Genomic DNA, 22,993 nt, shown 5'->3' with positions numbered 1-22,993 from the left:
ATTTCGCTTAAAATCGGGCGTCCAGCCAGGACTTCAGGCTGGCAAACACCGGCGCAACATCGACCTCGTTGAAGATCTCGTGGTAGAGCTCGTCAAAGCAGCGCACCGTGACGACCTGGGCGGCACCGTTGCTCGCGGCTGCCTCGGCAAAGGCGCGGCTGCCGGCGGGGTTGACCAGCTTATCTGCACCGGCATACATCAGCAGGGTGGGTGTGGTCCAGGTGGGTGCGGCGGCCACGGTCGCCGGCCCTGCGGTCGCAATGAATCTGGCCAGCCGCGCAGAAATCTTGGCATGCACCAGCGGATCAGCCAGGTACTTCCGAACGACCTGGGGATCATGGGAAATGAACTCGGGTTTGAGACCGTTGTTGACCCGCAGGTTGGGCGCAATCACGGGCAGCGTAGCCAGCAGCAGTTTTTGAATCGCGTTGAGCCCGGGGTCCAGCGCCGGCGAAGACATCACCAGGCCATCCACCGGACGCAGCTTGAGCGAGACAAAGCGGCCGGCCACCAAGCCGCCCAGGCTGTGGCCCAGCAAAATCAGCGGCAAGGGGCCGGCAATACCGTCAACGGCTGGGCGCGGCAAACGCGCCGCGTGCGAGCGGATATCATCCACCACCTCCACCAGGTCTTCCAGCAGCAGGGCGTCGCTGGACAGGCCACCGCGCACGCCACCCGACTCGCCGTGGCCGCGCTGGTCGTAAGCACGTACCGCAAAGCCCCAGTCAAGCAGTTGCCGCGCCACATGGGCATAACGGCTTGCGTGCTCACCCAGGCCGTGAACAATCAGCACCATTGCGCGTGGGGGCAAGGCCTCGTCCGCCTGCCAGGCTTCCATGGGCCACTCATACATCGCGAGGTTCTCACCATCGCGGGCCGTGAACGGCGCGAGCATCAGGCTGTCCATGCGCTGGCGCGACTCAGGGCATGCGGGCGATGACATGTGCCACCGCCGCAGTGATTTTCTTGGCGTAAGGCACATGCAGGAACTCGTTCGGGCCATGTGCATTGCTCTTCGGCCCCAGCACGCCGCAAACCATCATCTGCGCCTTCGGAAAACCCCGGCTCAACATGTTCATCAGCGGAATCGTGCCGCCCTGGCCAATGGTGCCGCATGGCGCGCCGTAATAGGCCTGCGAGGCATCGTCCAGCGCCTTCTGGAACCACGGCGAGGTGGATGGCGCGTTCCAGCCTGTCGCGCCGCCGGCGCTTTCAAAGGTCACTTTCGCCTGGTAGGGCGCGTTGTCCTCGAGCAAAGCCTTGAGTTCCTGCACCGCGCTGCCGGCATCGACCAGCGGCGGCAGGCGCAGTGACAGCTTGAAAGCGGTATAGGGCCGCAGCACATTGCCGGCATTGCCCATCTCGGGAAAACCGTCGGCGCCTGTCACGCTCAGCGTGGGTTTCCAGGTGCGGTTGAGCAGCGCCTCCACCGGGTCGGTGGTGGTCGGCAAGGCAAAGGTCGTGGCGCCGCCGCAGTCGTAATGCGCCCACGGAAAGCGCTTGTAAATCTGGTCACCCAGGATCTGCGCGGTGGCTTTGGCCTGCGCCAGCCGCTCGGCCGGGATCTCGCAGTGAAAACTTTGCGGCAACAAGCGGCCGGTCTTGCTGTCTTCGAGCCGGTCCAGCACCTGACGCATGATGCGAAAGCTTGAAGGCACCAGCCCGCTGGCGTCGCCCGAATGCACGCCTTCGGTCAGGATTTCCACCTTCAGCACGCCGCTGGCCATGCCGCGCAGCGAGGTCGTCAGCCAGAGTTGGTCGTAATTGCCGGCGCCCGAGTCCAGGCAGATCACGAGGCCCACGTCACCAAGCCGCGTGCGCAAGGCATCTACATAAGGCAAGAGGTCGTAGGAGCCGCTTTCCTCGCAGGTTTCCACGAGGCCGACGATGCGCGGGTGCGGCACGTTTTGCGCCTTGAGGGCCTGAATGGCGGCGATGCTGGCGTACACCGCATACCCATCGTCCGCCCCGCCGCGGCCAAACAGCTTGCCGTCTTCGTATTTGGGCGTCCAGGGACCGAGGTCGTTGCGCCAGCCGGTGAACTCGGGCTGCTTGTCGAGGTGGCCGTACATCAGCACGGTTTCAGTCGCGCCGGTCTTGGTCGCAGGCACCTCGAAAAACAGAACGGGGGTGCGGCCTTCGAGGCGCACGATCTCGAGCTTGAGGCCTTCGACCTTCTGCGCCTCGACCCAGGCCGCGGCGTTGCGCATCACGGTATCGATGTGGCCGTGGCCTGCCCAGTCGGCGTCGAAGGACGGCGACTTGGCGGGGATGGTAATGTAGTCGGTGATCTGTTTGACGATATCGCCATCCCACTGTGCGCTGACCTGAGACAAGGCCTGGGCGTCATCAAGCACGCCGGCGGGGATTTCGCGATGCAGGGGGGCATTCATGAATAAACTCCGAAGAAGAGAGGAGAAGCGAAGCTGAGCGGGACGGCCGAGCTGTCACTGTAACCGTGCTACAAATATCCTGCCAGCCTGCCGTCTGGAAGCCACTGCACGACAGGGCATCTTCTGTGACCATGTCGGAAACTTCATCCCCTATTTGCAGGAGTACCTGCCTTGAAAAAATCCACACCCTTTCCTTTGGGCATTCGCGCCGGCATAGGCGGCTGGACCTACGAACCCTGGCGAAAGAATTTCTATCCCCCGGGCCTGCCGCAAAGCAAGGAACTCGGCTACGCCAGCCGGCAATTGAATGCCATTGAGGTTAACGGCACTTACTACAGTACCTTCAAACCACCGACTTTTGCCAAATGGCGCGACGAAACACCTGCCGATTTTGTGTTCTCGCTCAAGGCCAGCCGCTTCACGACCAACCGCCGCGTGCTCGCAGAAGCGGGCGAGTCGATTGAGCGTTTTACAGGCAGCGGCATCAGCGAGCTGGGCGACAAGCTCGGCCCCCTTGTCTGGCAATTCATGCCGACCAAGGTATTCGATGCGGAAGATTTTGAAGCCTTCCTGGCGCTGCTGCCCCGCAAGGTGGACGGCCTTGCCCTGCGCCACGTGCTGGACGTGCGGCACGCCAGCTTCATGGCCGCAGACTACCTGAAGCTGGCGCGCAAATATAAATGCGCCACGGTGTTCTGCGACTCGAACGATTACCCTTCATTTGCCGACCTGACGGCAGACTTCGTCTACGCCCGCCTGATGCGCAGCCAGGCCCGGCTGAGCAGTGGTTATGCGCCCAAAGCCCTGGACATCTGGGCGCAGGCGGCCCGGACCTGGGCCGACGGCGGCGAACCTGCGGATCTGCCGCGCGTGGAGGCGAAAGCCAAAGCCGGCCAGCCGCGCGATGTGTTCATGTTTTTCATCAACGGTGCCAAGGAACGGGCACCGGCGGCCGCCATGGGTTTGCTGCAGCGGCTGGGTTTCCAGCCGCCGTCGGCTTGAGGCGTTCAAGCGCTGGCCGTGGCAGGCACCGGTGCCGGGTCGGGCCCGGGCACCGTGCTGCATTCTTCAAAAATGCGCGCTGTGCACTGCCGGCAGATGGCCGGGTCCAGCCGCGTGAAAATTGTGGCAATCGCGCTGCGCTTGTCGGGAAACTGGTGCTCCGGGCCGAGCAGCCGCGTGAAACCCGTGGTCTGCCACATCAGGATCACTTCCGGACGCGGCCGGTGAAAGTAGAGGTCGCCCCCCATGGCGCGGCGCGCGTTGAGTTCGGCCTCCCAGAGCTGCGCGCCGGCCAGGTCGATGAAGTTCATGCTTTTGCCCATCACCAGCAGGTGCTTTTGCGGCTGCCGCGCATGGCGCAATGCGTGCAGCGTATCGGCCACGTGCTGCGTGGCGCCGAAATACACCTCCCCCTCCATGCGCAGCAACTTGAGCTGGGGACATTCCGGAAGGAATATGGCCCCCACGCTTGTCGCTTCGCGTACTGCGCTGCCCCCCGAGGGGGCGCTGCGCCTGCGGCCCGGCGAAGCCGGTTCCGCGGCCCCGGCTGATAGGGAAGAGGCCCTCACGCCTGCCACTGCGTGTGCTTCGCTGCCCTCGGAGGGGGCGCTGCGGCCGGCGTTGTCGTCAATCACCACGAACTGCCGGTCCGGCGCCCGGCTGTCAAAACCCATGGTGCGCATCGCCGGTTTGGAGGTGCGGTACAGAAAAGACATCAGCGACAGCAGCGTGCCCAGCAAGATCGCAATTTCCAGCCGGATGCTGACGGTTGCCACCAGCGTGGCGAACGCCACACCAAACTCGGTGCGGCTCAGCGTGAACAGCTGCTTCCAGCGATGAAGGTCCAGCAGCGACACGGCCACCAGTACCAGCAGCGCCGCCAGCGCGGCCATCGGGATCTGCGCCAGTAAACCCGCGCTGACCGCGACCAGGCCCAGCAGCAACACGGCAGAAAACACCGCCGCCAACGGCGTGCGCGCGCCGGCTTCCAGGTTCGGCATGGACCGGTTCAGCGAGCCGCAGGACACGTAGGAGGAAAAGAAACCACCCACGATGTTGGACAGGCCCTGGCCGCGGAATTCGCGGTTCGCATCAATCCGCTGGCCGGACCGCACGGCCACCGCCTTGGCAATCGAGATCGACTGCCCCAGCGCCACGATGGTCAGCGCAAACGCCAGGCCCAGCAACTCTGAAAGCGCTGCCCAGCTGACATGCGGAACGGCAAATTTCGGCCAGGGGGTGTCGATCTGGCCGATGGTGCGAAGCGGCACGGCCGCCGCGCCTGCGTAAGACGTCCAGGCCCAGGCCAGCGCAGTCGCGACCACCAGGCCAGCCAGCATGTAGGGCCAGTTGCGGCGCAGGCGCCGCACCAGCAGGGCCGTGGCCAAGGTTGCTCCCGCAACGGCCAGTGCCGCCGGCTGCACGGACTGGAGCTGGGCAAACACGTGCAGCAGCACCGCCGCCGCCCCATGCGCCGCCGCAGCAGGCAGGCCCAGCAAGTCGGGCAAGGCATAAATGGCAATCAGCACAGCCGCGCCCGAAGTGAAGCCGAACAGTGCTGCCGGCGAAATGAAATTGGCCAGCGTGCCCAGCCGCAGGGCGCCAATCAGCCACTGCATGACACCCACCATCACCGTGACGGCCAGCGCCATCTGGATGTAGGCCGGGCTGAAAGCCAGCGCCAGCGGTGACAGCATGGCAAACAGCGCCAGCGAATTGGCATTGGTCGGCCCGGACATCACATGCCAGCTGGAGCCGAACAGCGCCGCAATGATGCAGGGCACGATGGCGGTGTACAGGCCGTACTCAGGCGGCAGCCCGGCCAGCGTGGCAAAAGCAATACCCTGCGGCAACACCAGTACAGCGCCCAGCACCGCGGCCATCGCGTCGGCGCGCAGGGTGGCCGCACTGACCTGGCGGACCCAGTTGCCGAACAGGCGCTCCACCAGCTTCAGCGCGGGGCCGACGGGCCTTGTTTCCAGAGAACCTTGCATGGCGGAAGCATAACGCGACGCCGTGCGGTTTCAGACCAGGCCGGTCAGGCGCAGCAGCAGGCCAGCCAGTGCGCAAGCGCCAATCACCGGAATCACGCCCACCTTGTAACGCAGCAACGCGACCCCGGCCGCGACCATGATAAGCAGCGCCGGCCATTCCATCCTTGAAGAAAAACCGGTTGAAGCCCCCGTCGGGAAAAGGGCATGCGCTATGAAAAACAGAGCGAGGCTGGCGATCACGCCAACCACAGCCGCCGTGATGGCCGCCAACGGCGCGGTGAAGTGAAGCTTGCCGTGCGTGGACTCCACCACCGGCCCGCCGGCCAGAATGAAAATGAAGGACGGCAGAAAGGTGAACCAGGTCACCAGCAACGCCGCCAGGGCGGCGCCCTGGAACAAGGCGTCCGGCCCCAGCACCTCTTTCGTCCAGCCGCCCACAAAGGCCACAAAGGCCACGACCATGATCAAGGGTCCTGGTGTGGTTTCGCCTAGCGCCAGGCCGTCGATCATCTGCGGCCCGTTGAGCCAGCCAAACTGCTCAACAGCGCCCTGGTAGACATAAGGCAGCACCGCATAGGCACCGCCAAAAGTCAGGAGCGCCGCCTTGGTGAAAAACCAGCTCATCTGCGTCAGCGCCCCGTTCCAGCCCTGCCAGGCCATCAGCGCAGCCATCGGCAAAAGCCAGAGCACGGCGCCGGCCGCCAACACCTTCGCCAGCCTGGCCTTGCTGAACCGCGCGTGTTCGGGTGTGGGCGTGTTGTCATCAATCATCGTGGGCGCATGCGCTGCCAGCGTGCCCCCGTGGGCACCACCGGCGGCAAATTGTCCGGGCGCAAAACGCGCGCATAACCAGCCGGTCAGCGCAGCGCCCAGCACCACCCAGGGAAAAGGCACGTGGAGGATTGCAATTGCTATGAAACTGATAGCTGCCACCACCCAGGGGACCGGGGCTTTGACCGGATTCTTCAATGATTTGCTGCCTATGCGGTGCACCGCCTGCAAGACGATGGCGGCCACCGCCGGCTTGATGCCGTAGAACAGCCCGGCCACCAGCGGCACGTCGCCAAAGGCAACGTACACCCAGCTCAAGGCGATCAGGATGAACAGCGAAGGCAACACGAAAAGCGCGCCGGCCATCACGCCGCCCCAGCTGCGGTGCATCAGCCAGCCAATGTAAGTGGCCAGCTGTTGGGCTTCCGGCCCGGGCAGCATCATGCAGTAGTTGAGTGCGTGCAAAAACCGCTTCTCCGAGATCCAGCGTTTCTGCTCGACCAGCTCGCGGTGCATGATGGCAATCTGCCCGGCTGGCCCGCCGAAACTGATGAAGCCGAGCTTGAGCCAGAAACGCAAGGCTTCATGAAACGTGACTTGCGGCGGTAAGTTGGTGCGGGCCTGCGTCATGCGGCAGCCTTGGCCTCGGGGGGCCAGTTGTGCGTCTCTAAAGGGGTTCCCTGCCACACTGAAGCAGCGGCGCTGCGGCACCAGGCATAGAGAGCGTCATACAGCGGCAATGCGGCGTTCAGCATGGCGTGGTCATCGGTGTGCAGCTGCGACAGGCCCAGAGACATCGCCAGCAGGCCGGCAGATTCGGGGGCGAGGTCCAAGCGATTGGTATCTGCGCCCCGAACCACGCGCGCCAGGCGGTACAGCGCCGCGTCCCGCAGGTCAAACGCCGCCAGCAGTTCATCAAAGCTGCAGCGTTCACCCTCGTGCGAAATGGGCGCAGCGGGAATGTCGTACGCGACCGCACCGAGGCGGGTGGCCTCGTCGAAAACCTGCGCGTCGGGCACATAGAAAAACTCGGCGCGCGGGTCGATGAAGCGGCGCAGCAGCCACGGACAGGCGATGCGGTCGATCTTGGGCCGGTCGCGCGTGATCCATCGCGAAGCGTGCTCTCCGGTGACCCCCAAATCGCTCCGTTTGGCGATGGTGGGCAGGCAGGCTGCACGCCACCGCGCGATGTCTTCCGGTGCATCGACCCCGTCTTCACCACCTTCGATGCCACCTGCCAATAAACGCGCATTCCAGCCAGCGGCGCGCAAGACGGCCACCGCATCACTGCTTACGTTGTGGCCGTAAACGCAATACACCACCACCTCGCATCGAGGCTGTGACTCGGCGAATGCGTTGATGTCTTCCGGCTTGCAGCGTTGGGCGCCTGCAAGCAAGCGCCTGCTTTCGAGGAATTTGCCTTCTCGGCGAACATCGAGCAGCAAAGGCATGTCAGCGCGTCCCATGCGGGATGCGAGTTCTTGCGGTGAAATGGAAGGAACGGAAAAGGGAACGGAAAAGGCAGAGGTGTCCACGGAATACTCCTATGAGTTGCCAGCGCTTGGACGGGACACCGTCTATCTGTGAAGAGTCGGGAGGCTGAAATCCCGATGCGCAAATAATAGCATTGGCGCCGGGCGCCCGCCAGCCAGCGCCTAACCGTGCTGAAACTTGAACACCGCCCGGCTGGCACGTGCATTGGGCCAGAAGCGGATTTCCTGGCCATCCTGCAAGCCAAAACTGTCCAGGATGTTCAGCCGGTTTTTTTGCGCCAGCGCCGCAAAATCGCGCAGCGTGCCAACCCGGATGTTCGGCGTGTCGTACCACTGGTAGGGCAGCACCTTGGTCACCGGCATGCGACCACGCAACACGGCCATCCGGTTCGGCCAGTGGCCGAAATTGGGGAAGGCGACGATGCCGGTGCGTCCCACGCGTGCCGTTTCGCGCAGCATGACCTCGGCATTGCGCAGGTGTTGCAGGGTATCGATCTGCAGCACCGCATCAAAACTCGCGTCACCAAACATGGCCAGGCCCTCGTCCAGGTTGAGCTGGATGACATTGACGCCGCGCGCCACACAGGCCTGGATGTTGGCGTCGTCTATCTCCACGCCGTAACCGGTGCAGCCGCGCTCGCGAATCAGGTGGTCCAGCATGGCGCCGTCACCGCAACCAAGGTCGAGCACGCGTGCACCTTGCGGGACAAGGCGGGCAATCAGCAACTGGTCCGCAGAGAGCACCGGAGCAGGTTTCTTCATGGCGCCACCTTGCTCTCAAAATAGGAGCGCACGACGCCCATGTACCGTGGATCATCAAGCAAAAAGGCATCGTGCCCGTGCGGCGCGTCAATCTCGGCGTAACTGACATCGCGCTGGTTATCGAGCAGCGCCTTGACGATCTCGCGGCTGCGCGCCGGCGAAAAGCGCCAGTCGGTCTTGAAACTCGCGAGCAGAAATCTGGCTTTGGCCGTTGCCAGCGCCTTCGTGAGCTGGCCGCCATGTTCGCTGGCGGGGTCGAAGTAGTCCAGCGCCCGTGTGATCAGCAGATAGGTATTCGCATCGAAGTATTCGCTGAACTTGTCGCCCTGGTAGCGCAGATAACTTTCGATCTGGAACTCGACGTCCTGGGTACTGTATCTATAGCTTCCCGCCCTCGCCGGCACTTCCGCAGAACCGGTCTCCAGGCCGGCGGTTTCCACGACCGCCTGCCTGAGCTGCCGGCCGAATTTTTCATTCATCACGTCGTCGCTGAGGTAGGTGATATGGCCGATCATGCGGGCGATGCGCAGGCCGCGCTTGGGCAACACGCCGTGACGGTAGAAGTGGCCACCGTGAAAGTCGGGATCGGTCACGATGGCGCGGCGTGCCACCTCGTTGAAGGCAATGTTCTCGGCCGTCAGGTTGGGCGCGCTGGCCACCACCACGGCATGGCGCACGCGATCAGGGTATTGCAGTGTCCAGCTCAACGCCTGCATGCCGCCCAAGCTGCCGCCCATCACCGCGGCCAAGGTCTGGATGCCTAGCGCATCAAGCAGCCTGGCCTGGGCATGAACCCAGTCCTGCACGGTAACGACGGGAAAATCAGCCCCATAAATCTCGCCGCTGTCGGGGTTGACCTGCATCGGGCCGGTCGAGCCGAAACACGAACCCAGGTTGTTCACACCGATGACAAAAAATACATCTGTGTCTACCGGCTTGCCGGGACCGATCATGGTGTCCCACCAGCCTTCCGATTTGGGCAGCGCGACGCCCCGCTCATCAACGTAAACGCCAGCCACATGGTGCGAAGCGTTGAGCGCGTGGCAAATCAGCACCGCATTGGACTTGTCGCCATTGAGCGTGCCGTAGGTTTCATAGGCGAGGTCGTAGGCGCGGAGGGATGCACCGCTTTGCAACTGCAAAACGTCGGCAAAATGCATGGACTGCGGCGTGGCAACTAGCAAGATGGAAGACCCCAAAAAACAGCGAACAAAAGAAAACCCGGCATCGCTAAAAGCGAGTCCGGGTTCATGGATGTTCGTCTTTAGCCGTACTTTTTAAGCGCCCGCAAGCTGAGCAAATCGGCGCTAGAGAAAGTATACCCCCACGGTTGCTCACTGCGTGTAGCGCCCCGCCCCCGAGGGGGCCGCTGCGCCTGCGGACTGGCAGAGCCAGATCCGCGGCCCTTGCTGGAATGGAACGCTCCTGCGGTTACTTGCAAGCTGGTGGTTTTTTAGGATCAGGCCTTGAACAGCAGTGCCGCCAGCCCCAATGCCGCAAAAATCAGGGCAGAAACAATGTGCACTACGCGCAGCGGCACCAGGCGCGTGACACGGGCGCCCAGCCAGACCACCGGCGCATTGGCCAGCATCATGCCGAGCGTGGTCCCGGCCACCACGGCAAACCAGGCGTCGTAACGGGCGGCCAGCATCACGGTGGCAATCTGTGTCTTGTCGCCCATTTCGGCCAGGAAGAACAGCATGGTGGTGGTGCCGAAGACGCCGAAGCGCGGCAGGCGTCCGGCGGCGTCGCCCTCATCGAGCTTGTCGGGAATCAGCATCCACAGTGCCATGGCGATGAAGGACACGCCCAGAATCCAGCGCAGGGTTTGCGGGCTGATCATGGCGGTGAGCCAGGCACCGAGGGCGCCAGCCATGGCATGGTTGGCGACGGTGGCCACAAAAATGCCGAGCACGATGGGCCAGGGTTTGCGAAAACGCGCGGCCAGCACCAGCGCGAGAAGCTGGGTCTTGTCGCCCATTTCGGCGAGGGCGACGATGCCGGTGGAAACGAGGAAAGCTTGCATGAGGAACTCCGGCCGGTAAACCATGACTGCACGGCGTCCCCGGCCTGAAGCGGAGGCTGTGCAGTCAAAGGTCTCGCTGGGTTCCAGTACCTGGAGCCGCTTGCGCCATGTCCGCCATGCGGCCGGACAAGTCTGTTGACGCAAGCCCCTTGCAGAAGTGCAGGGTGGCTACTCCCCAATGACAAGCACCCATTCTAGCGAATGTGGTGCGCCACCTTGCTCGGCAGTTGTCCAACGCGGCTTATGGGCCTCGTGCTGATCAGCCGGAGCTTTCGACCATCGCTGACCTGCCCCATCGCCTCGTTAGCCCTCGCGACAATGACCGGCTTTCCGCCTCGGGCGAAATAGCGTCACCCGCGCTGCGCCGATTCGATTGCCGCGATGTCGATTTTTTTCATCCCCATCATGGCGTCGAACGCGCGCTTGGCCGCCGCCCGATCAGGATCGGTGATCGCGGCCGTCAGGGCGCGCGGCGTGATCTGCCACGACAGTCCCCACTTGTCCTTGCACCAGCCGCACGCGCTTTCCTGCCCACCGTTTCCCACGATTGAGTTCCACAGGCGGTCCGTTTCGGCTTGGTTGTCGGTTGCAACCTGGAAAGAAAACGCCTCGCTGTGCTTGAACATCGGGCCCCCGTTCAGGCCCAGACAGGGAATACCCATCACCGTGAACTCGACTGTCAGGACATTGCCCCGCTTGCCGTCGGGATAGTCGCCAGGTGCGTGATTGACCGCGCCAACCGCGCTGTCCGGGAAGGTCTCGGCGTAAAACGTCGCGGCATCCAGCGCGGCGCCGTCGTACCAGAGACAAATCGTATTTTTGCTGACCATTGGATTCTCCTGATCGAGATAGATACCTGAACTCAAGCCGCACAGACAGCCGGACTACGCCGGCAACTGCTGACCTTGGGAGTGGGATCAAGCTTATGGCCGATGCGCGCCTCGACGGTTCAATCACCGAGACGACCACAGCGCAAGCAGGGTCGGCAGATGTGCATTCGCTCGGCGAAGAGCTGTTCATGGATGTTCAACCGGCTGCCGATGGGCCTCATCGCGCGCCTCCTTTTCAAGTTTTCTCAAGACCCAGATTGGTGCGCACCTGTCTGGCGCAGTTTTTGCTTGATTTTGGTGCTGTTGCGCCATGCAATCGGCTTTCGCACTAAAACAGATCAAATCATTCGAGGAGGAGCTTATGGACGCACTAAAACAGGGCTCGGACGCCTTGTTCATCCTGTTGGGCGGCATCATGGTTTTGGCCATGCATGCCGGTTTCGCTTTTCTGGAACTCGGCACCGTTCGCAAGAAAAACCAGGTTAATGCGCTGGTGAAGATCCTGGTGGACTTCTCGGTCTCCACCGTGGTCTATTTTGTGGTCGGTTACGGCGTGGCTTACGGCACCAGCTTTTTTGTCGGTGCCGAAGAGCTCGCGGCCAAGAACGGCTACGAACTCGTCAAGTTCTTCTTTCTGCTGACCTTCGCCGCGGCCATTCCGGCCATCATCTCCGGCGGCATTGCGGAGCGGGCGCGTTTTTATCCGCAGCTGCTGGCCACTGCCGTGATCGTCGGTTTTGTCTATCCGTTTTTCGAGGGCATTGTATGGAACCAGCACTTCGGCGTGCAGGCCTGGATCAAGGCATGGACCGGCGCCGAGTTCCATGACTTTGCCGGCTCCATCGTGGTTCACGCCATCGGCGGCTGGCTGGCCTTGCCGGCAGTGATTCTGCTCGGCGCGCGCAGCAACCGCTACCGCAAGGACGGCGGGATTTCGGCGCATCCGCCCTCCAGCATTCCCTTCCTGGCGCTGGGCGCATGGATTCTGACTGTGGGCTGGTTCGGCTTCAACGTCATGAGTGCGCAGACCATAGACAAGATCTCCGGTCTCGTTGCCGTCAACTCACTGATGGCCATGGTGGGCGGCACGCTCGCCGCGCTGGCCTTCGGCAAAAATGACCCGGGCTTTGTGCACAACGGTCCGCTGGCCGGCCTGGTGGCCGTGTGCGCGGGGTCAGACCTGATGCACCCGCTGGGCGCGCTGGTTACCGGCGGCGTCGCTGGGGCGGTTTTTGTCGTGATGTTCACACTGACGCAGAACCGCTGGAAGATTGACGACGTGCTGGGTGTCTGGCCGCTGCACGGCCTGTGCGGTGCCTGGGGCGGTATTGCCGCAGGAATTTTCGGCAGCAAGGCACTGGGCGGGCTGGGTGGCGTGAGCTTGGGTGCGCAGCTGATCGGCACCGTGATGGGCATCGGCTGGGCCCTGCTGGCTGGTTTTGCGGTCTACGGCGTGATCAAGGCCACCATGGGGCTGCGCATGACTCAGGAAGAAGAATACGAAGGCGCTGACCTGTCAATTCACCGCATTGGCTCCACACCCGACCGCGAGGTCAACTGGTAACACGGCGAAGAAGCGCGACCGACAAAACGCCATCCCATGGCGATTGCTGCAAGATTGCCTGGTCTCTCCAAATGATATCGCTTCGGCCTTGACCTCATTACAGCAAGAGCCTGTTTCGATATTGACCTGGCGTCACCGCCGCGTGACGGAGGAACATGCGATTGAGCTGGCTTTGATCCGTGAAGCCGCATTGCACTGCCACGTCTGCAAGAGGTAAACCTCTGCCAATAAGAGTCTTTGCCTCATCGACACGGCGCTGAAGAACATACTGGTAGGGTGATCGACCCGTGGCTTGGCGAAATGCACGTGTGAACTGGCGCATGCTCAAACCGGCCGTGTCCGCAAGCTCCTTCAGGGTAATTGGCTCGGCGAAACGAGCACCGATCAAATCAATTGCGCCGTCGCATGCACGAGCTTCGCGGCGATTGACCGCCTGAGCTTCCATGCCGGACAAGTGGGCAACCAGCGCCGCAATCAGCGACTCGCCGAACAGCGGGCCTGCAGGGCTGCCCTGGGCTAGATCAGCTTGCAAGGCATCGAACAAAAGCGCCAGTGTTCGGGAGCGCGCAGCCGCTTGCTGCCCCAAGGCCGCGAGCGGCCGCGTGTCCCCAAGCAGCACATGGACATGCTCGGGTGCAATGAACAGAAACTGTGACCGGCCCCCGCGGCGCCAGTGGAAGCGTTGCTCGTCCTCGCGCGTCCAGACGGAGAACCCCATTTCGAAGCTGCGCCACGAACGCGCACCAAGCGACCGCCGTTCTTCGTGGTGCATCCCCCGCTGGATGCAATATCGCTCGTGCCCGTGGTCAACAATGCCTTCCGCGGCGCCGTAGACATCTGCAAAATACGCACCCTGCCAGCCAACGCGTTCGCTGCCAAGCAGTGACCGGGGCCATACGGATACCGTATAGAGCCCATGGGGTCCGATTAAAGGAGCGATGTGCATGGCGTATGTCGAGAACACTTCATTCTAGGTCCCACAGCAAGCAGACGGCAATCTTCTGGAACCCCAAGTGTGCCGCGGCGGCACCCCTGGGTGTTGGAACAAGGCGGGACCGAGTTTGGCTCGAATGTACAAACTGTCTGTTTTGGTCAAGACACGCTAATGCGTTGGACCTAGATTTGAAGGAGGGATCCCAATCGAGTGAACTCACGTGGCCCCGTCTATCCAAATCCATCCATAACGACGCCTTCTGACGAGGCAAAGAGGAGACTATATGAATCAACAACACGTGCCTGAGCGCGGACGGTGGCGGCTGGTTCTGATCGGGTTGCTTATTGTTCTGTTCGGGGCGCTGCTCGCGCATTGGATCCAGACCGCGGGCGGCATCAAGATACAGGACGTGCGTTTCACGGGCACCAATGGCACACCGATGAGCGCACACCTTTATGTTCCTCCAAACGCTTCCGCCAAGACGCCGGCGCCGGGGATCCTCGCGGTACACGGATACTTCAACTCGCGCGAGGCCCAGAGCGGATTTGCCATCGAGTTTGCCCGTCGAGGCTACGTTGTCCTTGCGCTGGACCAGACCGGGCACGGCTACAGCGCTCCACCGGCATTCGCCAATGCGTTTGGCGGCATCGATGGGCTCAAATACTTGCGCAGCCTTGACATGGTCGACAAGGACAATGTCGGGCTCGAAGGCCACAGTATGGGTGGGTGGACCGTTGTGAATGCGGCGGCGGCAATGCCGGATGCCTACAAGGCGCTTGTCCTGGAAGGTTCGAGCACCGGAAAGCCCTTCGCCCCCGAAGGCTCGCCGAGCTTTCCGCGCAACCTGGCGGTGGTGTTCAGTCAATACGACGAGTTCCCCGGCATCATGTGGCAGGTTGCTACTGCCGCCGGAGTCGCGAACAGCAAGAAACTCCAGCAGGTCTTTGGCACGGATGCGCCGGTTGTGCCAGGCCAAACCTATGGGGACATCCAGGCTGGAACGGCGCGCGTGTTGTACACGCCGGCCATCACACACCCCATGGACCACATTTCACCCACTGCGATCGGCCACAGCCTGGACTGGTTCCAGCGCACGTTGCAAGGGGGCACACCAAGGCCTTCCGACGATCAGACCTGGTATTGGAAGGAGGCGGGCACGCTGGTCGCACTGATCGGTCTTGTTATCTTCATCCCAGGCGCTTTTGGGGTGCTGCTTGCACTTCCCTTCTTCGCCCCACTGCGGGCTCAGGCACCGGTACCCGCCGCTGCGCCGCGGAACGCGCGATGGTGGGTGTCGCTCGTGATCGGCGCGTTGGTTCCTGCGGTGACGTTCCTGCCACTGTGCCGTCTGGGGGGGGGCGCTGCTGCCCGCGACGCCCTTGCTACCACAACTGTTTTCGAATGAGCTTGCATTTTGGGCTCTGTGCAACGCGGCGATACTCTTCGCTGCCGGCTTCTTACCTGGGACACCGAAAGCGCCGGCCCTCGTTCAACCGCTGCGCGCTGCGGCTTTGGCTGCGACCACATTCGCGATGGCCTACGCCCTTGTCGCCGCAGTTCAGTTCGTCTTCAACGTGGACTTCCGGGTGTGGTTCATCGCCTTCAAACCGATGAGTCGGTGGCAGGCGGCTGCCTTCCCGGTGTACTTCCTGGCGTTCACCGTCTTTTTCATGGTTGCACTGCGTTCACTGCATACCGTCCTGACGTCGCACGTGGCAACTGCCGGCGGTCAGTACCTGGTGTCCTTTGTCGCGCTGGCGGGAGGGTTCGTATTGTTCCTCGCTGTGCAGTACGGTTTGTTGCTCAGCACGCATCGGATGCTCGAGTTCCACATGTTCGATGCGCTACGTACGATCATTTCCATCAACTTCGTTCCGCTGATGGCGATCGTTGCGGTCGTCTCAACATTTGCCTATCGCCGCACGGCCGCCTACCTGCCCGGAGCTTTGCTTTGTGGCGCATTGGTCGCCTGGTATGTCGTCGTAGGGCAAGCAACCCAGTCTGCGTGACCGCTCTTGTCCCGGAACCGTTTCTCCAGCGTGCGGGGTTCAAGACCATGAGATATCGCGGCGTGACGCGGTCAAGTCGAATTGACTCCTGAATTGATAGCGACTTACGCCCGCGTTTATTGAGCTGGGGCCCGTTCTGTCACATGAAAGCGCCCGGCTCACCGTGTTTTGGGTGCCAGCCAGCGATCCAGCGACCAGGGGCCCACGCCGTAGATCGCCAGTCCGGCGAGCAGTGAACCCCAGAAAACGTGCTGCTGCAAAGCCGCAGGCGCGATCTCGCTCAGCGAGATGACCGCCACTGCGTTCACCACAAACAGCCCCAGCGCCGCGAAACGCCCACCCAGACCGAGCACCAGCATCACCGGGAGCACCAGTTCACCAGCTGTGCCCATGAATGCGGCGGCGGCTGGCGGCAACAGGGGCACCTGGTACTCGTCGGTGAATAAGGCTACCGTCGTTTCCCAGTCGCGCAGCTTGGTCAGGCCCGAGAGAAAGAAAACCTGCGCGAGATAAATGCGGGCAGCCAATGCGGCGGCGGGCTGCAGCGTGTCCAGGGCGGCGCTGAAACGACTCCAGAGTCCCAGCACTTTTTTCAGCGGGGAGGTAGTGAGGGTGTTCATGGTGTTGTCTCTCAAAATGGGGTCACAAGGCGCGAGCGCCCAACAGCAGGCCGGTGTGTACTGCCGGTACAAGCCATTGCTGGAAGTCGAGCTCGGGTGTGGCTGAGAGTGAGTCGGCCAGCGAGCGGTTTTCTTGCAGTGCGGCGATAAAAACCGCTTCGCCGGCTTGCGCATGCCGCAATGCCGGCTTCAGGCCTTGCCGCCAGACCAGCGCGGTTTCCGCCATCTGCATGCGTACGCGCGCGCCGGCTTCTTCGAGCGTGGGCTCGCCCGCCAGATGCGACCGGACAATGCTGACCACGGGAAACACGCTGGGCAGACACTGCGCACCCGGGCTCAGCACCAGCGCCAGGCCGGTCGGATCTCGGCTTTCGAGCAGGGCGAACGAGGGCAGGTCGGTTTGACCGTCGGCCTGCGTGGCGGCCGCGTGCAAGGCCCATTCAACACGCGCCACATCGGCCAGGTAAGGCTCTTGCTGCATGAGTTCTGAAAGCGTTTCGAGCAAAGCCGGAAAACCGGCGCCCCACTGCGCCATGTCGCCGCGCGTCGGTGGCTGCCTTTGCCAGAAGTGCCGTGACAGACCCTCCAGATTTTCCTCGCCCATCAGCTGGGCCAACACCGGATAAGCTGCAGACAAAACCCGCTGCGCCAGCGCGTGGCCGTTGCTGCGGTAGGCCTGCAACCCGCGTTCAAGATGATTCTGGCCTCCAGCCCTTTCCGGGCGGACATGAGTAGCTACTATTTTTATAGCGTCCGCATGGCGGGGCAAATACAGTGCCTGCAGCAGGGCCTGCTGCTGTGCCGCCAGGGCGGATGTCGCGCTCATGCCGCGGCCTCCGTCTGCCGGGTCAGCAAACGCGCGCGATCGGCTTCGCCCAGCAGCACCGGCAGCGGCGGGATGGCGGTGTCCCATTCAATCAGCGAAGGCAGCGCACCGAAACGCCCGATGGCATGGGCATACAACTGCCAGACCTCCGCCGCCACACGGCTGCCGTGGTCATCAATGACGATGTCGTCCATCACGCAATGGCCGGCCAGATGGATCTCGCCCACGCTCCTCAAAGGCAGCTGGTCGAGCCAGCTGCGGCAAGCGTTCAGCGGGTCGGGGGCATCCGGCCCGTTCGCCATACGCGCGTTCAGCGCATTGACGTAAATATTGTTCACATCCACCAGCAGGCTGCAGCCGGTGCGCTGCACCAGCCCGGTCAGGAAGTCGGTTTCACTGCGGTCACTGCCGGCGAGCGTGATGTAGACCGACAGGTTTTCGATCAGCAGCGGCCGCTGGAGCCGATCCTGCACCTGCTGCACATTGCTGCAGAACACGTCGAGCGACGCCTGATTGAAAGGAATGGGCAACAGATCAGCTGCATGCGCGATCTGGCCGTTGACAAGACCGCGTGCAAAACAGGCGTGGTCGCTGATGCGAACCGGCTCGATGCGTTCTGCCAGGCGCGCCAGCTGCTCAAGATGCCAGTTATCCACGCCGGCGGCAGACCCCAACGCCAGGCCAACACCATGCAGGCTGACGGGGTAGGCCGCGCGCGCCTGCTGCAGCACCGCGAGCGCGGCGCCGCCTTCGGCGAAAAAGTTTTCGGAATGCACCTCGAGGAAATCGAGCGCAGGATGCGTTTCAAGCAACTCCGCATAGTGCGGGTGCCGCCAGCCGATGCCGATGCTGGCGGGCGGGGAGTCAGTGGCATGGGCGAAGCCGTTCATAGTGCGCATTGGCCGCCTCGCCTCATGAGACAACACAAATGGCGATCAGCTTTTCTTGTCCATCATGGGCTTGTCCATCATCGGCTTGGTCTTCATCTTGGCCTGGTCTGCCGTCATGCCTTTCATGCCAACACAAGTGCCCTTGGCGACGTATTTCCATTCGTTGGCGTCGTCGCTGACCTTGGACTGGCCGGCGCAGGAATGGGTGCCGCTCAGATTGGCGCAATCGTTCATGCCGGCTTTGGTGATGCCATAGCATTTTTCTTTTTCCTGGGCAACAGCGGGTGTGGCAACCAGCATGGTGGACAGCAGGGAAGCTGCGGCTGCAGCAATCAGGGCGCGTTGGTTCATTTGAAAATCTCCAGTTGATTCGAACAGGTTAAAAAAACTCCAACCAGCGCAGTGGTGTTTCCGTCTGGTTAAAGCTTGGTCCGGTACGCGCCGGCTTTCTTACAGTTTTTTTATGCGCTTCAGCGGGTCACAGCAAATCGGCAATGCGGTCCCAGGCTTCGGGCGGAATCCGGCCGACATAACGCTCGACAATTTTTCCCGACTTGTCGATCAGGTAAGCCGCCGGCAGCTGGGCGTGTTTGCCCAGGTTGTCGCTGTAGCTGCTCTCGCCCATCCAGAGCTGGACAAAACGCTGCCGGATGGGCACCGTGCGCGCAATGATGCGCTCGTACTCCACCACATCCTGCATGCGCTTGTCGGTGCTGACGACCACCATTTCGAAAGGCTTCGCGGCCCAGCCCTCGTAGTTGTTGCGAAGTTCCGGCATCTTGTCGCGGCATACTGCACAGTCGGTGGACCAGTACAGCAGCAACACCACCTTGCCCTTGAGCGAGGAGAGCCTGAAGGGCTTGCCCTCCACCGTTTTGCCTTCGATGTGCGGTGCTGCGGCAGCACTTTCCGCCTTCACAGAAGTGGGCGGCGTTTGCGCCTGCGAGGATGCAGCCATGCCTAGCACGATAAAGGCGATCACTGCAAAACCAGAGCGCGTCCGGCCGAAAGGGGAAACGCGGAGAGCGCCGACGGGTGGCGATACGCGATGAGCGAGGTCCATGGGGTGTCCTTGGTGGGCTGCAACTGCAGACAGTGCAAAGCAGTTGGTCGCCTATCCGCCGGAATCCTTACACGCCTGTCCGCTTTTTTTCTGCGCACCCGCGCTGTTGTGCGGCTAGACTTGCCACCCATGGCCACCTTTGAAGAGCAACTGGTTGAACACCGGGTTTACCTCATGCGGTTTGCGAGGCTGCAGCTTCGCAACGATGCCTGGGCGGAAGACGCCGTTTCGGAAACCCTGCTAGCGGCATTGTCCAAGCCGCAATCGTTTGGCAACCGTTCGCAGCTCAAGACGTGGCTGGTCGGCATACTCAAGCACAAGGTGATCGACCTGATCCGCAGCAACGCCCGTGAGGTTTCGCTTCCCGACCATGCGGCCGACGACGAAGCCGATGAACTGGACAAGCTCGCCTTCCAGGCCGATGGCCACTTCGCCAACCCGCCCGGTGACTGGGGCGACCCGCAGCAAACCCTGGCGCAAAGCCAGTTTTTCAAGGTCCTCGATGCCTGCGTCGAGCGCCTGCCGCCAGCCTTGGGGCGCCTGTTCCTGATGCGCGAATGGCTGGAGCTGTCCTGCGAAGAAGTCTGTAAGGAACTGTCGCTTACGCCGACCAACTTGTATGTCCAGCTTCACCGTGCCCGCCTGCGTTTGCGCGAATGCCTGGCCATTCATTGGTTTGGCCAACACACCCATTGAATCGCCATCATGAAAAGGCAGTCTCTTCCCCTGATGCGCACCTGCAAGCAGGCCGCGGCATTGCTGGTGGCGCGGGAGGATCGCGCCTTGGGCCTGTCCAACACCGTGGCCTTGCGCCTGCACCTGCTGGCATGCAAGGCCTGCCCACAATTTGAGAACCAGCTGGTCACCATGCGACTTGCGATGCAACGCTGGCGCCGCTACGCGGACGGTGGCGAGGACGTCATACCGGCCGCCGCAAGACCGCCTGAATAAGACCGGACCGCAGGTTTCAAACCCGAAAGCGGAAAATGTCACCGTTTGCAAAAATAGCGTGTATTCGCACTAAAGCGTAAAAATGTGTTTGTTTGACTCTCGTGCTCCTCTGGTTTTTGCGCCTTGCACCACGCGACAAAACCTAAGTGGAAAGTGTGCGCAAACTTATCTCGTTCTGCTTTCGAAACAAGGGGCTTCCCGCAAACACCCGTCTATTTCCCTAGCCTCGAAAGCGTGATTTCCGCGCCGGGCAACGCGTTCAAGGGCAAAACAGGCCGTTTGATCAGTATTGGCGCGGGTTTGCCCCAGTCTGCCAACAGCAGTGGCGGCTTGTCTTCTGCATATCTGACGCATAATATGCGGGTGTGGATAACATCCACACAGGTTAGGTGATCGGTCAGTTTCGCGCGCTACAGCGGTACGTTAGATTTGTTGTGCTTTCGGGACCCCATCGCTTTTGTTATTGTGTTTTAGAGGAGTCCCTTCATGGGCAACAAACTATACGTCGGCAATCTGCCGTACTCGGTGCGCGACGAAGACTTGCAACAATCTTTCGGCCAATTCGGCGCTGTCACCAGCGCTAAAGTCATGATGGAACGCGACACGGGTCGCTCCAAGGGCTTTGGCTTTGTGGAAATGGGCAGTGATGCCGAAGCCCAGGCAGCGATTGCCGGCATGAACGGCCAGCCTCTGGGCGGTCGCAGCGTTGTCGTCAACGAAGCGCGTCCAATGGAAGCACGTCCCCCCCGCACTGGCGGCGGCTTCGGCGGCGGTGGTGGTGGCGGCTACGGTGGTGGTGGTGGCGGCGGCGGCGGCTACGGTGGTGGCGGCGGCCGTTCCGGCGGCGGCGGTAGCGACGGCGGTTTCCGCAGTCCTTACGGCGGCGGCGGTAGCGGCGGTGGCCGTTCCGGCGGCTCTGGCGGTGGACGCGGCGGCTACTAAGCCCTGACTCCCGGCCACTTCAGCTTCTGGCTGAAGACAGCTTAAAAGGCTTCAAGACTTCGGTTTTGAAGCCTTTTTGCATTGCAGCCCACGATCCACGGGCGTGAGCAGCTATAAATCCAGTAGCGCCCTACACGGGTCTAACCTGCTTGCTGGCGATGTTTGCGCGGCCTGCCCGCCAACACTTTGTCAAACACGGCGTTGGGCAGCAGTCGCAGCAATTTGGCCACCAGGCCCATTTGCCAGGGAATCACGCGGTAACTCGCGCCCGCCTGGATTGCCGCAAAGGCCTGGTCGGCAAAGGCTGCCGGCTGCATCAGGAAGGGCATTGCGTAGCGGTTTTGCTGCGTTAACGGCGTGTCGATGTAACCTGGGCACAAGGTCACCACTTTCACCCCTGAAGGCCGCAGCTCACCACGCAGGCTCTCGCAGTAGCTGATCACGGCAGCCTTGCTGGCGCAGTAGGCACCGTGTCCCGGCAGACCGCGTATGCCAGCAACACTGCCGATACCGACCAGCGTGCCCGAACCGCGCTGCACCATTGCATCGACAAAGGGGTTAAAAGTGGCCGCCAGGCCAATATTGTTAGTGGCAAAAGTCTGTGCCATCACATCCAGGTCCGCGCGCACTGCGGTGTCCATGCCCACACTGATGCCCGCGTTGGCAATGACCACATCAGGGACGCCCTGCGCCGTGATGCAGGCCTGCCCCGCTGCCACGATGCTGTCGCTGCTGGAAACATCTGCGCTATAGATCTGGTAGCTGTCTGCGCTGATGCCGTGCGTCAAAGCCCAGGATTTAACCTCTTCCGTCCGGCGCGCCGCAAGTGCCAGCCGGAAACCCGCCTGGGAAAACCGCAAGGCCAGAGCCTGGCCAATGCCACTGGAGGCGCCGGTGATAAAAACGAGTTTTGACATGGAACGCTCCGGCTGGATTTCGGTGATCTGGCTTTTTTAACGGCAGGACAACGCGGTCAGCACTGTCAGGTGAACCCATGCGCGCATGGTGTCAGGGGACAGCGCCCGCAGCCTTGCGCGGCATCAGTATCCCCTTGACGCGGCCTTTGAGGTCCGCCACGCGGTCGAGATTGTCGTAGGCAAACGTGTCGCCCGCAAATTCGTCGCTGCCGCGCGTGATGACCACCGGCAGGTGGGATTTGACGCGTTCGTCGTTAACAAATACATGCAGGAATTCGCCGCGGAAAGTGAGCCTCGGAACCTCCTTGCCGGTGGCGTCCACAGTGGCGTCGCGCACCACGCGTGCATTGCCTATCAGCTGGACCTCCGAGCCGTCGGCGTTGGTGAGCGCGCGGTCGCCGGTCGAGGTCGTGAGCCGCCCCTCCAGGCTGTAGCTGCGGATCAGCGCCTGGTCGATCTCCAGCGTGTCGGTCTCAGGATAGTGGCGCAGCTCGGCACCGGAAACATCGCTCTTGAGCTGGCCGGTTTCATCAAAGGTCTTGATGCCGAACTTGCGCATGTAGTAGTCAGGTTCGGCGCTGACCGCTTTTTGGCCACCTCCGGACGACAAGGAGGCAGGGGTGTTCCTGACCAGCCAGTAGGTACCCAGTGCCAGCAGGCCCATCAACAGCACCGGAATGTAGATGGCGCTGCGCTCCCACAGCCGCGACGCCTTGTCCAGCGCAATGCGCCAGGCAGGCACAGGGCCTGCGGCAGGACCCAGGGACGGGCTGGCAGCCATCAGCGCGTGTACTCCTGGAGCAGGTCTGCATAACGGCCACTGGCCACCATGAGCAGATCGCAAAACTCACGCACCGCGCCGTCGCCGCCGCGGGCCTGGGTGACATGGGCGGCCAGGGCCCTGACCTCCGCATGGGCGTTGGCCGGGGCGCAACTGAATGCGACGCGGCGCATCACCGGCAGGTCCGGCCAGTCGTCACCCATGAATGCAGCCTGCGACCAGTCG

25 protein-coding genes, 1 pseudogene and 1 riboswitch are annotated in these 22,993 nt (G+C 62.3%); of the genes and pseudogenes, 8 read left to right on the top strand and 18 right to left on the bottom strand.

Annotated elements, in window-relative coordinates; genetic code table 11:
• Positions 1 to 7: 7 nt before the first annotated feature.
• Together ABI660_RS11315 and ABI660_RS11310 are read right to left on the bottom strand one after the other, a co-directional pair.
• Complete coding sequence (locus ABI660_RS11315) at positions 8 to 943, bottom strand: lysophospholipase (RefSeq protein WP_348067974.1); 936 nt, start codon at positions 941 to 943, stop codon at positions 8 to 10.
• A complete protein-coding gene (locus ABI660_RS11310) occupies positions 921 to 2,393 on the bottom strand; it encodes a M20 family metallopeptidase (protein ID WP_348067972.1) in 1,473 nt (490 codons plus the stop codon). Before ABI660_RS11310 ends, ABI660_RS11315 begins: the two co-directional genes overlap by 23 nt.
• Positions 2,394 to 2,564: 171 nt before the next feature.
• Here ABI660_RS11310 and ABI660_RS11305 point away from each other — a divergent pair, with 171 nt between their 5' ends.
• Positions 2,565 to 3,395 (top strand): DUF72 domain-containing protein, encoded by an 831-nt coding sequence (locus tag ABI660_RS11305; RefSeq protein WP_348067970.1) that lies wholly within the window; start codon positions 2,565 to 2,567, stop codon positions 3,393 to 3,395.
• 5 nt (positions 3,396 to 3,400) lie between these two features.
• Here ABI660_RS11305 and ABI660_RS11300 read toward each other — a convergent pair whose 3' ends face one another.
• The 7 genes from ABI660_RS11300 to ABI660_RS11270 form a co-directional block, all read right to left on the bottom strand.
• The gene (locus ABI660_RS11300; RefSeq protein ID WP_348067968.1) at positions 3,401 to 5,389 is read right to left on the bottom strand and encodes a SulP family inorganic anion transporter; all 1,989 of its coding nucleotides are present in this window, start codon (positions 5,387 to 5,389) and stop codon (positions 3,401 to 3,403) included.
• A 30-nt stretch (positions 5,390 to 5,419) separates the two neighbouring features.
• Positions 5,420 to 6,790 (bottom strand): chromate efflux transporter, encoded by a 1,371-nt coding sequence (gene chrA, locus ABI660_RS11295; RefSeq protein ID WP_348067966.1) that lies wholly within the window; start codon positions 6,788 to 6,790, stop codon positions 5,420 to 5,422.
• The gene (locus tag ABI660_RS11290) at positions 6,787 to 7,695 is read right to left on the bottom strand and encodes a chromate resistance protein ChrB domain-containing protein (RefSeq protein ID WP_348067964.1); all 909 of its coding nucleotides are present in this window, start codon (positions 7,693 to 7,695) and stop codon (positions 6,787 to 6,789) included. The genes chrA and ABI660_RS11290 overlap by 4 nt, the downstream gene beginning before the upstream one ends.
• Before the next feature lie 120 nt (positions 7,696 to 7,815).
• Positions 7,816 to 8,415, bottom strand: a complete 600-nt coding sequence (gene metW / locus ABI660_RS11285; RefSeq protein WP_348067962.1) for a methionine biosynthesis protein MetW — start codon at positions 8,413 to 8,415, stop codon at positions 7,816 to 7,818.
• Positions 8,412 to 9,602: a homoserine O-acetyltransferase gene (locus ABI660_RS11280; protein WP_348067998.1), complete on the bottom strand. Its 1,191-nt coding sequence runs from the start codon at positions 9,600 to 9,602 to the stop codon at positions 8,412 to 8,414. Before ABI660_RS11280 ends, metW begins: the two co-directional genes overlap by 4 nt.
• Before the next feature lie 272 nt (positions 9,603 to 9,874).
• A complete protein-coding gene (locus ABI660_RS11275) occupies positions 9,875 to 10,441 on the bottom strand; it encodes a TMEM165/GDT1 family protein (protein ID WP_348067960.1) in 567 nt (188 codons plus the stop codon).
• A gap of 4 nt (positions 10,442 to 10,445) precedes the next feature.
• Positions 10,446 to 10,630: riboswitch (yybP-ykoY riboswitch) on the bottom strand.
• A 161-nt stretch (positions 10,631 to 10,791) separates the two neighbouring features.
• Complete coding sequence (locus ABI660_RS11270) at positions 10,792 to 11,271, bottom strand: VOC family protein (protein ID WP_348067958.1); 480 nt, start codon at positions 11,269 to 11,271, stop codon at positions 10,792 to 10,794.
• A 95-nt stretch (positions 11,272 to 11,366) separates the two neighbouring features.
• On the opposite strand from ABI660_RS11270, the gene ABI660_RS11265 reads away from it, so the two are divergent.
• Together ABI660_RS11265 and ABI660_RS11260 are read left to right on the top strand one after the other, a co-directional pair.
• Complete coding sequence (locus ABI660_RS11265; protein WP_348067956.1) at positions 11,367 to 11,603, top strand: hypothetical protein; 237 nt, start codon at positions 11,367 to 11,369, stop codon at positions 11,601 to 11,603.
• A 29-nt stretch (positions 11,604 to 11,632) separates the two neighbouring features.
• The gene (locus tag ABI660_RS11260) at positions 11,633 to 12,835 is read left to right on the top strand and encodes an ammonium transporter (protein WP_348067954.1); all 1,203 of its coding nucleotides are present in this window, start codon (positions 11,633 to 11,635) and stop codon (positions 12,833 to 12,835) included.
• A 97-nt stretch (positions 12,836 to 12,932) separates the two neighbouring features.
• On the opposite strand, the gene ABI660_RS11255 is transcribed toward ABI660_RS11260, so the two are convergent.
• Entirely contained in the window at positions 12,933 to 13,781 is an 849-nt protein-coding gene (locus ABI660_RS11255; protein ID WP_348067952.1) for an AraC family transcriptional regulator, read from the bottom strand.
• A gap of 271 nt (positions 13,782 to 14,052) precedes the next feature.
• On the opposite strand from ABI660_RS11255, the gene ABI660_RS11250 reads away from it, so the two are divergent.
• Positions 14,053 to 15,174, top strand: a complete 1,122-nt coding sequence (locus tag ABI660_RS11250; RefSeq protein WP_348067950.1) for an alpha/beta fold hydrolase — start codon at positions 14,053 to 14,055, stop codon at positions 15,172 to 15,174.
• A 127-nt stretch (positions 15,175 to 15,301) separates the two neighbouring features.
• Positions 15,302 to 15,778, top strand: a complete 477-nt coding sequence (locus ABI660_RS11245; RefSeq protein WP_348067948.1) for a hypothetical protein — start codon at positions 15,302 to 15,304, stop codon at positions 15,776 to 15,778.
• 158 nt (positions 15,779 to 15,936) lie between these two features.
• Here the strand turns inward: ABI660_RS11245 and ABI660_RS11240 are convergent, their stop codons facing one another.
• The 5 genes from ABI660_RS11240 to ABI660_RS11220 form a co-directional block, all read right to left on the bottom strand.
• Complete coding sequence (locus tag ABI660_RS11240; protein ID WP_348067946.1) at positions 15,937 to 16,398, bottom strand: DoxX family protein; 462 nt, start codon at positions 16,396 to 16,398, stop codon at positions 15,937 to 15,939.
• A 22-nt stretch (positions 16,399 to 16,420) separates the two neighbouring features.
• Positions 16,421 to 17,224, bottom strand: coding sequence for a DNA-binding domain-containing protein (locus tag ABI660_RS11235; protein ID WP_348067944.1), 804 nt, complete (start codon positions 17,222 to 17,224; stop codon positions 16,421 to 16,423).
• Positions 17,221 to 18,114 carry a DUF692 domain-containing protein gene (locus tag ABI660_RS11230; RefSeq protein WP_348067942.1) on the bottom strand — a complete coding sequence of 298 codons (894 nt, stop codon included), beginning with the start codon at positions 18,112 to 18,114 and terminating at the stop codon, positions 17,221 to 17,223. Before ABI660_RS11230 ends, ABI660_RS11235 begins: the two co-directional genes overlap by 4 nt.
• Positions 18,115 to 18,159: 45 nt before the next feature.
• The gene (locus ABI660_RS11225; protein ID WP_348067940.1) at positions 18,160 to 18,465 is read right to left on the bottom strand and encodes a DUF2282 domain-containing protein; all 306 of its coding nucleotides are present in this window, start codon (positions 18,463 to 18,465) and stop codon (positions 18,160 to 18,162) included.
• Between the two features lie 127 nt (positions 18,466 to 18,592).
• Complete coding sequence (locus tag ABI660_RS11220) at positions 18,593 to 19,177, bottom strand: TlpA disulfide reductase family protein (RefSeq protein WP_348067938.1); 585 nt, start codon at positions 19,175 to 19,177, stop codon at positions 18,593 to 18,595.
• Positions 19,178 to 19,306: 129 nt separating this feature from the next.
• Between ABI660_RS11220 and ABI660_RS11215 the strand changes: the two genes are divergently transcribed.
• The 3 genes from ABI660_RS11215 to ABI660_RS11205 all read left to right on the top strand — a co-directional run bounded on the left by ABI660_RS11215 (position 19,307) and on the right by ABI660_RS11205 (position 21,070).
• Positions 19,307 to 19,873: a sigma-70 family RNA polymerase sigma factor gene (locus ABI660_RS11215; protein ID WP_348067936.1), complete on the top strand. Its 567-nt coding sequence runs from the start codon at positions 19,307 to 19,309 to the stop codon at positions 19,871 to 19,873.
• Positions 19,874 to 19,882: 9 nt separating this feature from the next.
• On the top strand, positions 19,883 to 20,128 hold the full coding sequence (locus ABI660_RS11210; protein WP_348067934.1) for a zf-HC2 domain-containing protein: 246 nt from the start codon (positions 19,883 to 19,885) through the stop codon (positions 20,126 to 20,128).
• Between the two features lie 486 nt (positions 20,129 to 20,614).
• The gene (locus tag ABI660_RS11205) at positions 20,615 to 21,070 is read left to right on the top strand and encodes an RNA-binding protein (RefSeq protein ID WP_348067932.1); all 456 of its coding nucleotides are present in this window, start codon (positions 20,615 to 20,617) and stop codon (positions 21,068 to 21,070) included.
• Positions 21,071 to 21,210: 140 nt separating this feature from the next.
• Here ABI660_RS11205 and ABI660_RS11200 read toward each other — a convergent pair whose 3' ends face one another.
• The 3 genes and pseudogenes from ABI660_RS11200 to ABI660_RS11190 form a co-directional block, all read right to left on the bottom strand.
• A complete protein-coding gene (locus tag ABI660_RS11200) occupies positions 21,211 to 21,987 on the bottom strand; it encodes an SDR family oxidoreductase (protein WP_348067930.1) in 777 nt (258 codons plus the stop codon).
• Between the two features lie 91 nt (positions 21,988 to 22,078).
• On the bottom strand, positions 22,079 to 22,768 hold the full coding sequence (gene lptC / locus ABI660_RS11195) for an LPS export ABC transporter periplasmic protein LptC (protein ID WP_348067928.1): 690 nt from the start codon (positions 22,766 to 22,768) through the stop codon (positions 22,079 to 22,081).
• Positions 22,768 to 22,993: pseudogene (locus ABI660_RS11190) on the bottom strand (3-deoxy-D-manno-octulosonate 8-phosphate phosphatase); the annotation flags it as partial. The gene lptC and the pseudogene ABI660_RS11190, both read right to left, overlap by 1 nt.

This window comes from Polaromonas sp., from assembly GCF_039930745.1.
Classification (GTDB): Bacteria; Pseudomonadota; Gammaproteobacteria; order Burkholderiales; family Burkholderiaceae_C; genus Polaromonas.
This window is presented reverse-complemented; position numbering and strand designations above follow the sequence as displayed.

What these genes read in the sequence shown, in the direction of transcription:
- ABI660_RS11235 (WP_348067944.1), bottom strand. Translation starts at nt 17,224, where the DNA reads ATGAGCGCGACATCCGCCCTGGCGGCACAGCAGCAGGCCCTGCTGCAG.
- ABI660_RS11245 (WP_348067948.1), top strand. Translation starts at nt 15,302, where the DNA reads ATGGCCTACGCCCTTGTCGCCGCAGTTCAGTTCGTCTTCAACGTGGAC.
- ABI660_RS11315 (WP_348067974.1), bottom strand. Translation starts at nt 943, where the DNA reads ATGTCATCGCCCGCATGCCCTGAGTCGCGCCAGCGCATGGACAGCCTG.
- ABI660_RS11275 (WP_348067960.1), bottom strand. Translation starts at nt 10,441, where the DNA reads ATGCAAGCTTTCCTCGTTTCCACCGGCATCGTCGCCCTCGCCGAAATG.
- ABI660_RS11200 (WP_348067930.1), bottom strand. Translation starts at nt 21,987, where the DNA reads ATGTCAAAACTCGTTTTTATCACCGGCGCCTCCAGTGGCATTGGCCAG.
- ABI660_RS11225 (WP_348067940.1), bottom strand. Translation starts at nt 18,465, where the DNA reads ATGAACCAACGCGCCCTGATTGCTGCAGCCGCAGCTTCCCTGCTGTCC.
- ABI660_RS11300 (WP_348067968.1), bottom strand. Translation starts at nt 5,389, where the DNA reads ATGCAAGGTTCTCTGGAAACAAGGCCCGTCGGCCCCGCGCTGAAGCTG.
- ABI660_RS11220 (WP_348067938.1), bottom strand. Translation starts at nt 19,177, where the DNA reads ATGGACCTCGCTCATCGCGTATCGCCACCCGTCGGCGCTCTCCGCGTT.
- ABI660_RS11270 (WP_348067958.1), bottom strand. Translation starts at nt 11,271, where the DNA reads ATGGTCAGCAAAAATACGATTTGTCTCTGGTACGACGGCGCCGCGCTG.
- ABI660_RS11260 (WP_348067954.1), top strand. Translation starts at nt 11,633, where the DNA reads ATGGACGCACTAAAACAGGGCTCGGACGCCTTGTTCATCCTGTTGGGC.
- lptC (WP_348067928.1), bottom strand. Translation starts at nt 22,768, where the DNA reads ATGGCTGCCAGCCCGTCCCTGGGTCCTGCCGCAGGCCCTGTGCCTGCC.
- ABI660_RS11210 (WP_348067934.1), top strand. Translation starts at nt 19,883, where the DNA reads ATGAAAAGGCAGTCTCTTCCCCTGATGCGCACCTGCAAGCAGGCCGCG.
- ABI660_RS11265 (WP_348067956.1), top strand. Translation starts at nt 11,367, where the DNA reads ATGGCCGATGCGCGCCTCGACGGTTCAATCACCGAGACGACCACAGCG.
- ABI660_RS11215 (WP_348067936.1), top strand. Translation starts at nt 19,307, where the DNA reads ATGGCCACCTTTGAAGAGCAACTGGTTGAACACCGGGTTTACCTCATG.
- ABI660_RS11240 (WP_348067946.1), bottom strand. Translation starts at nt 16,398, where the DNA reads ATGAACACCCTCACTACCTCCCCGCTGAAAAAAGTGCTGGGACTCTGG.
- ABI660_RS11205 (WP_348067932.1), top strand. Translation starts at nt 20,615, where the DNA reads ATGGGCAACAAACTATACGTCGGCAATCTGCCGTACTCGGTGCGCGAC.
- ABI660_RS11310 (WP_348067972.1), bottom strand. Translation starts at nt 2,393, where the DNA reads ATGAATGCCCCCCTGCATCGCGAAATCCCCGCCGGCGTGCTTGATGAC.
- metW (WP_348067962.1), bottom strand. Translation starts at nt 8,415, where the DNA reads ATGAAGAAACCTGCTCCGGTGCTCTCTGCGGACCAGTTGCTGATTGCC.
- chrA (WP_348067966.1), bottom strand. Translation starts at nt 6,790, where the DNA reads ATGACGCAGGCCCGCACCAACTTACCGCCGCAAGTCACGTTTCATGAA.
- ABI660_RS11230 (WP_348067942.1), bottom strand. Translation starts at nt 18,114, where the DNA reads ATGAACGGCTTCGCCCATGCCACTGACTCCCCGCCCGCCAGCATCGGC.
- ABI660_RS11255 (WP_348067952.1), bottom strand. Translation starts at nt 13,781, where the DNA reads ATGCACATCGCTCCTTTAATCGGACCCCATGGGCTCTATACGGTATCC.
- ABI660_RS11250 (WP_348067950.1), top strand. Translation starts at nt 14,053, where the DNA reads ATGAATCAACAACACGTGCCTGAGCGCGGACGGTGGCGGCTGGTTCTG.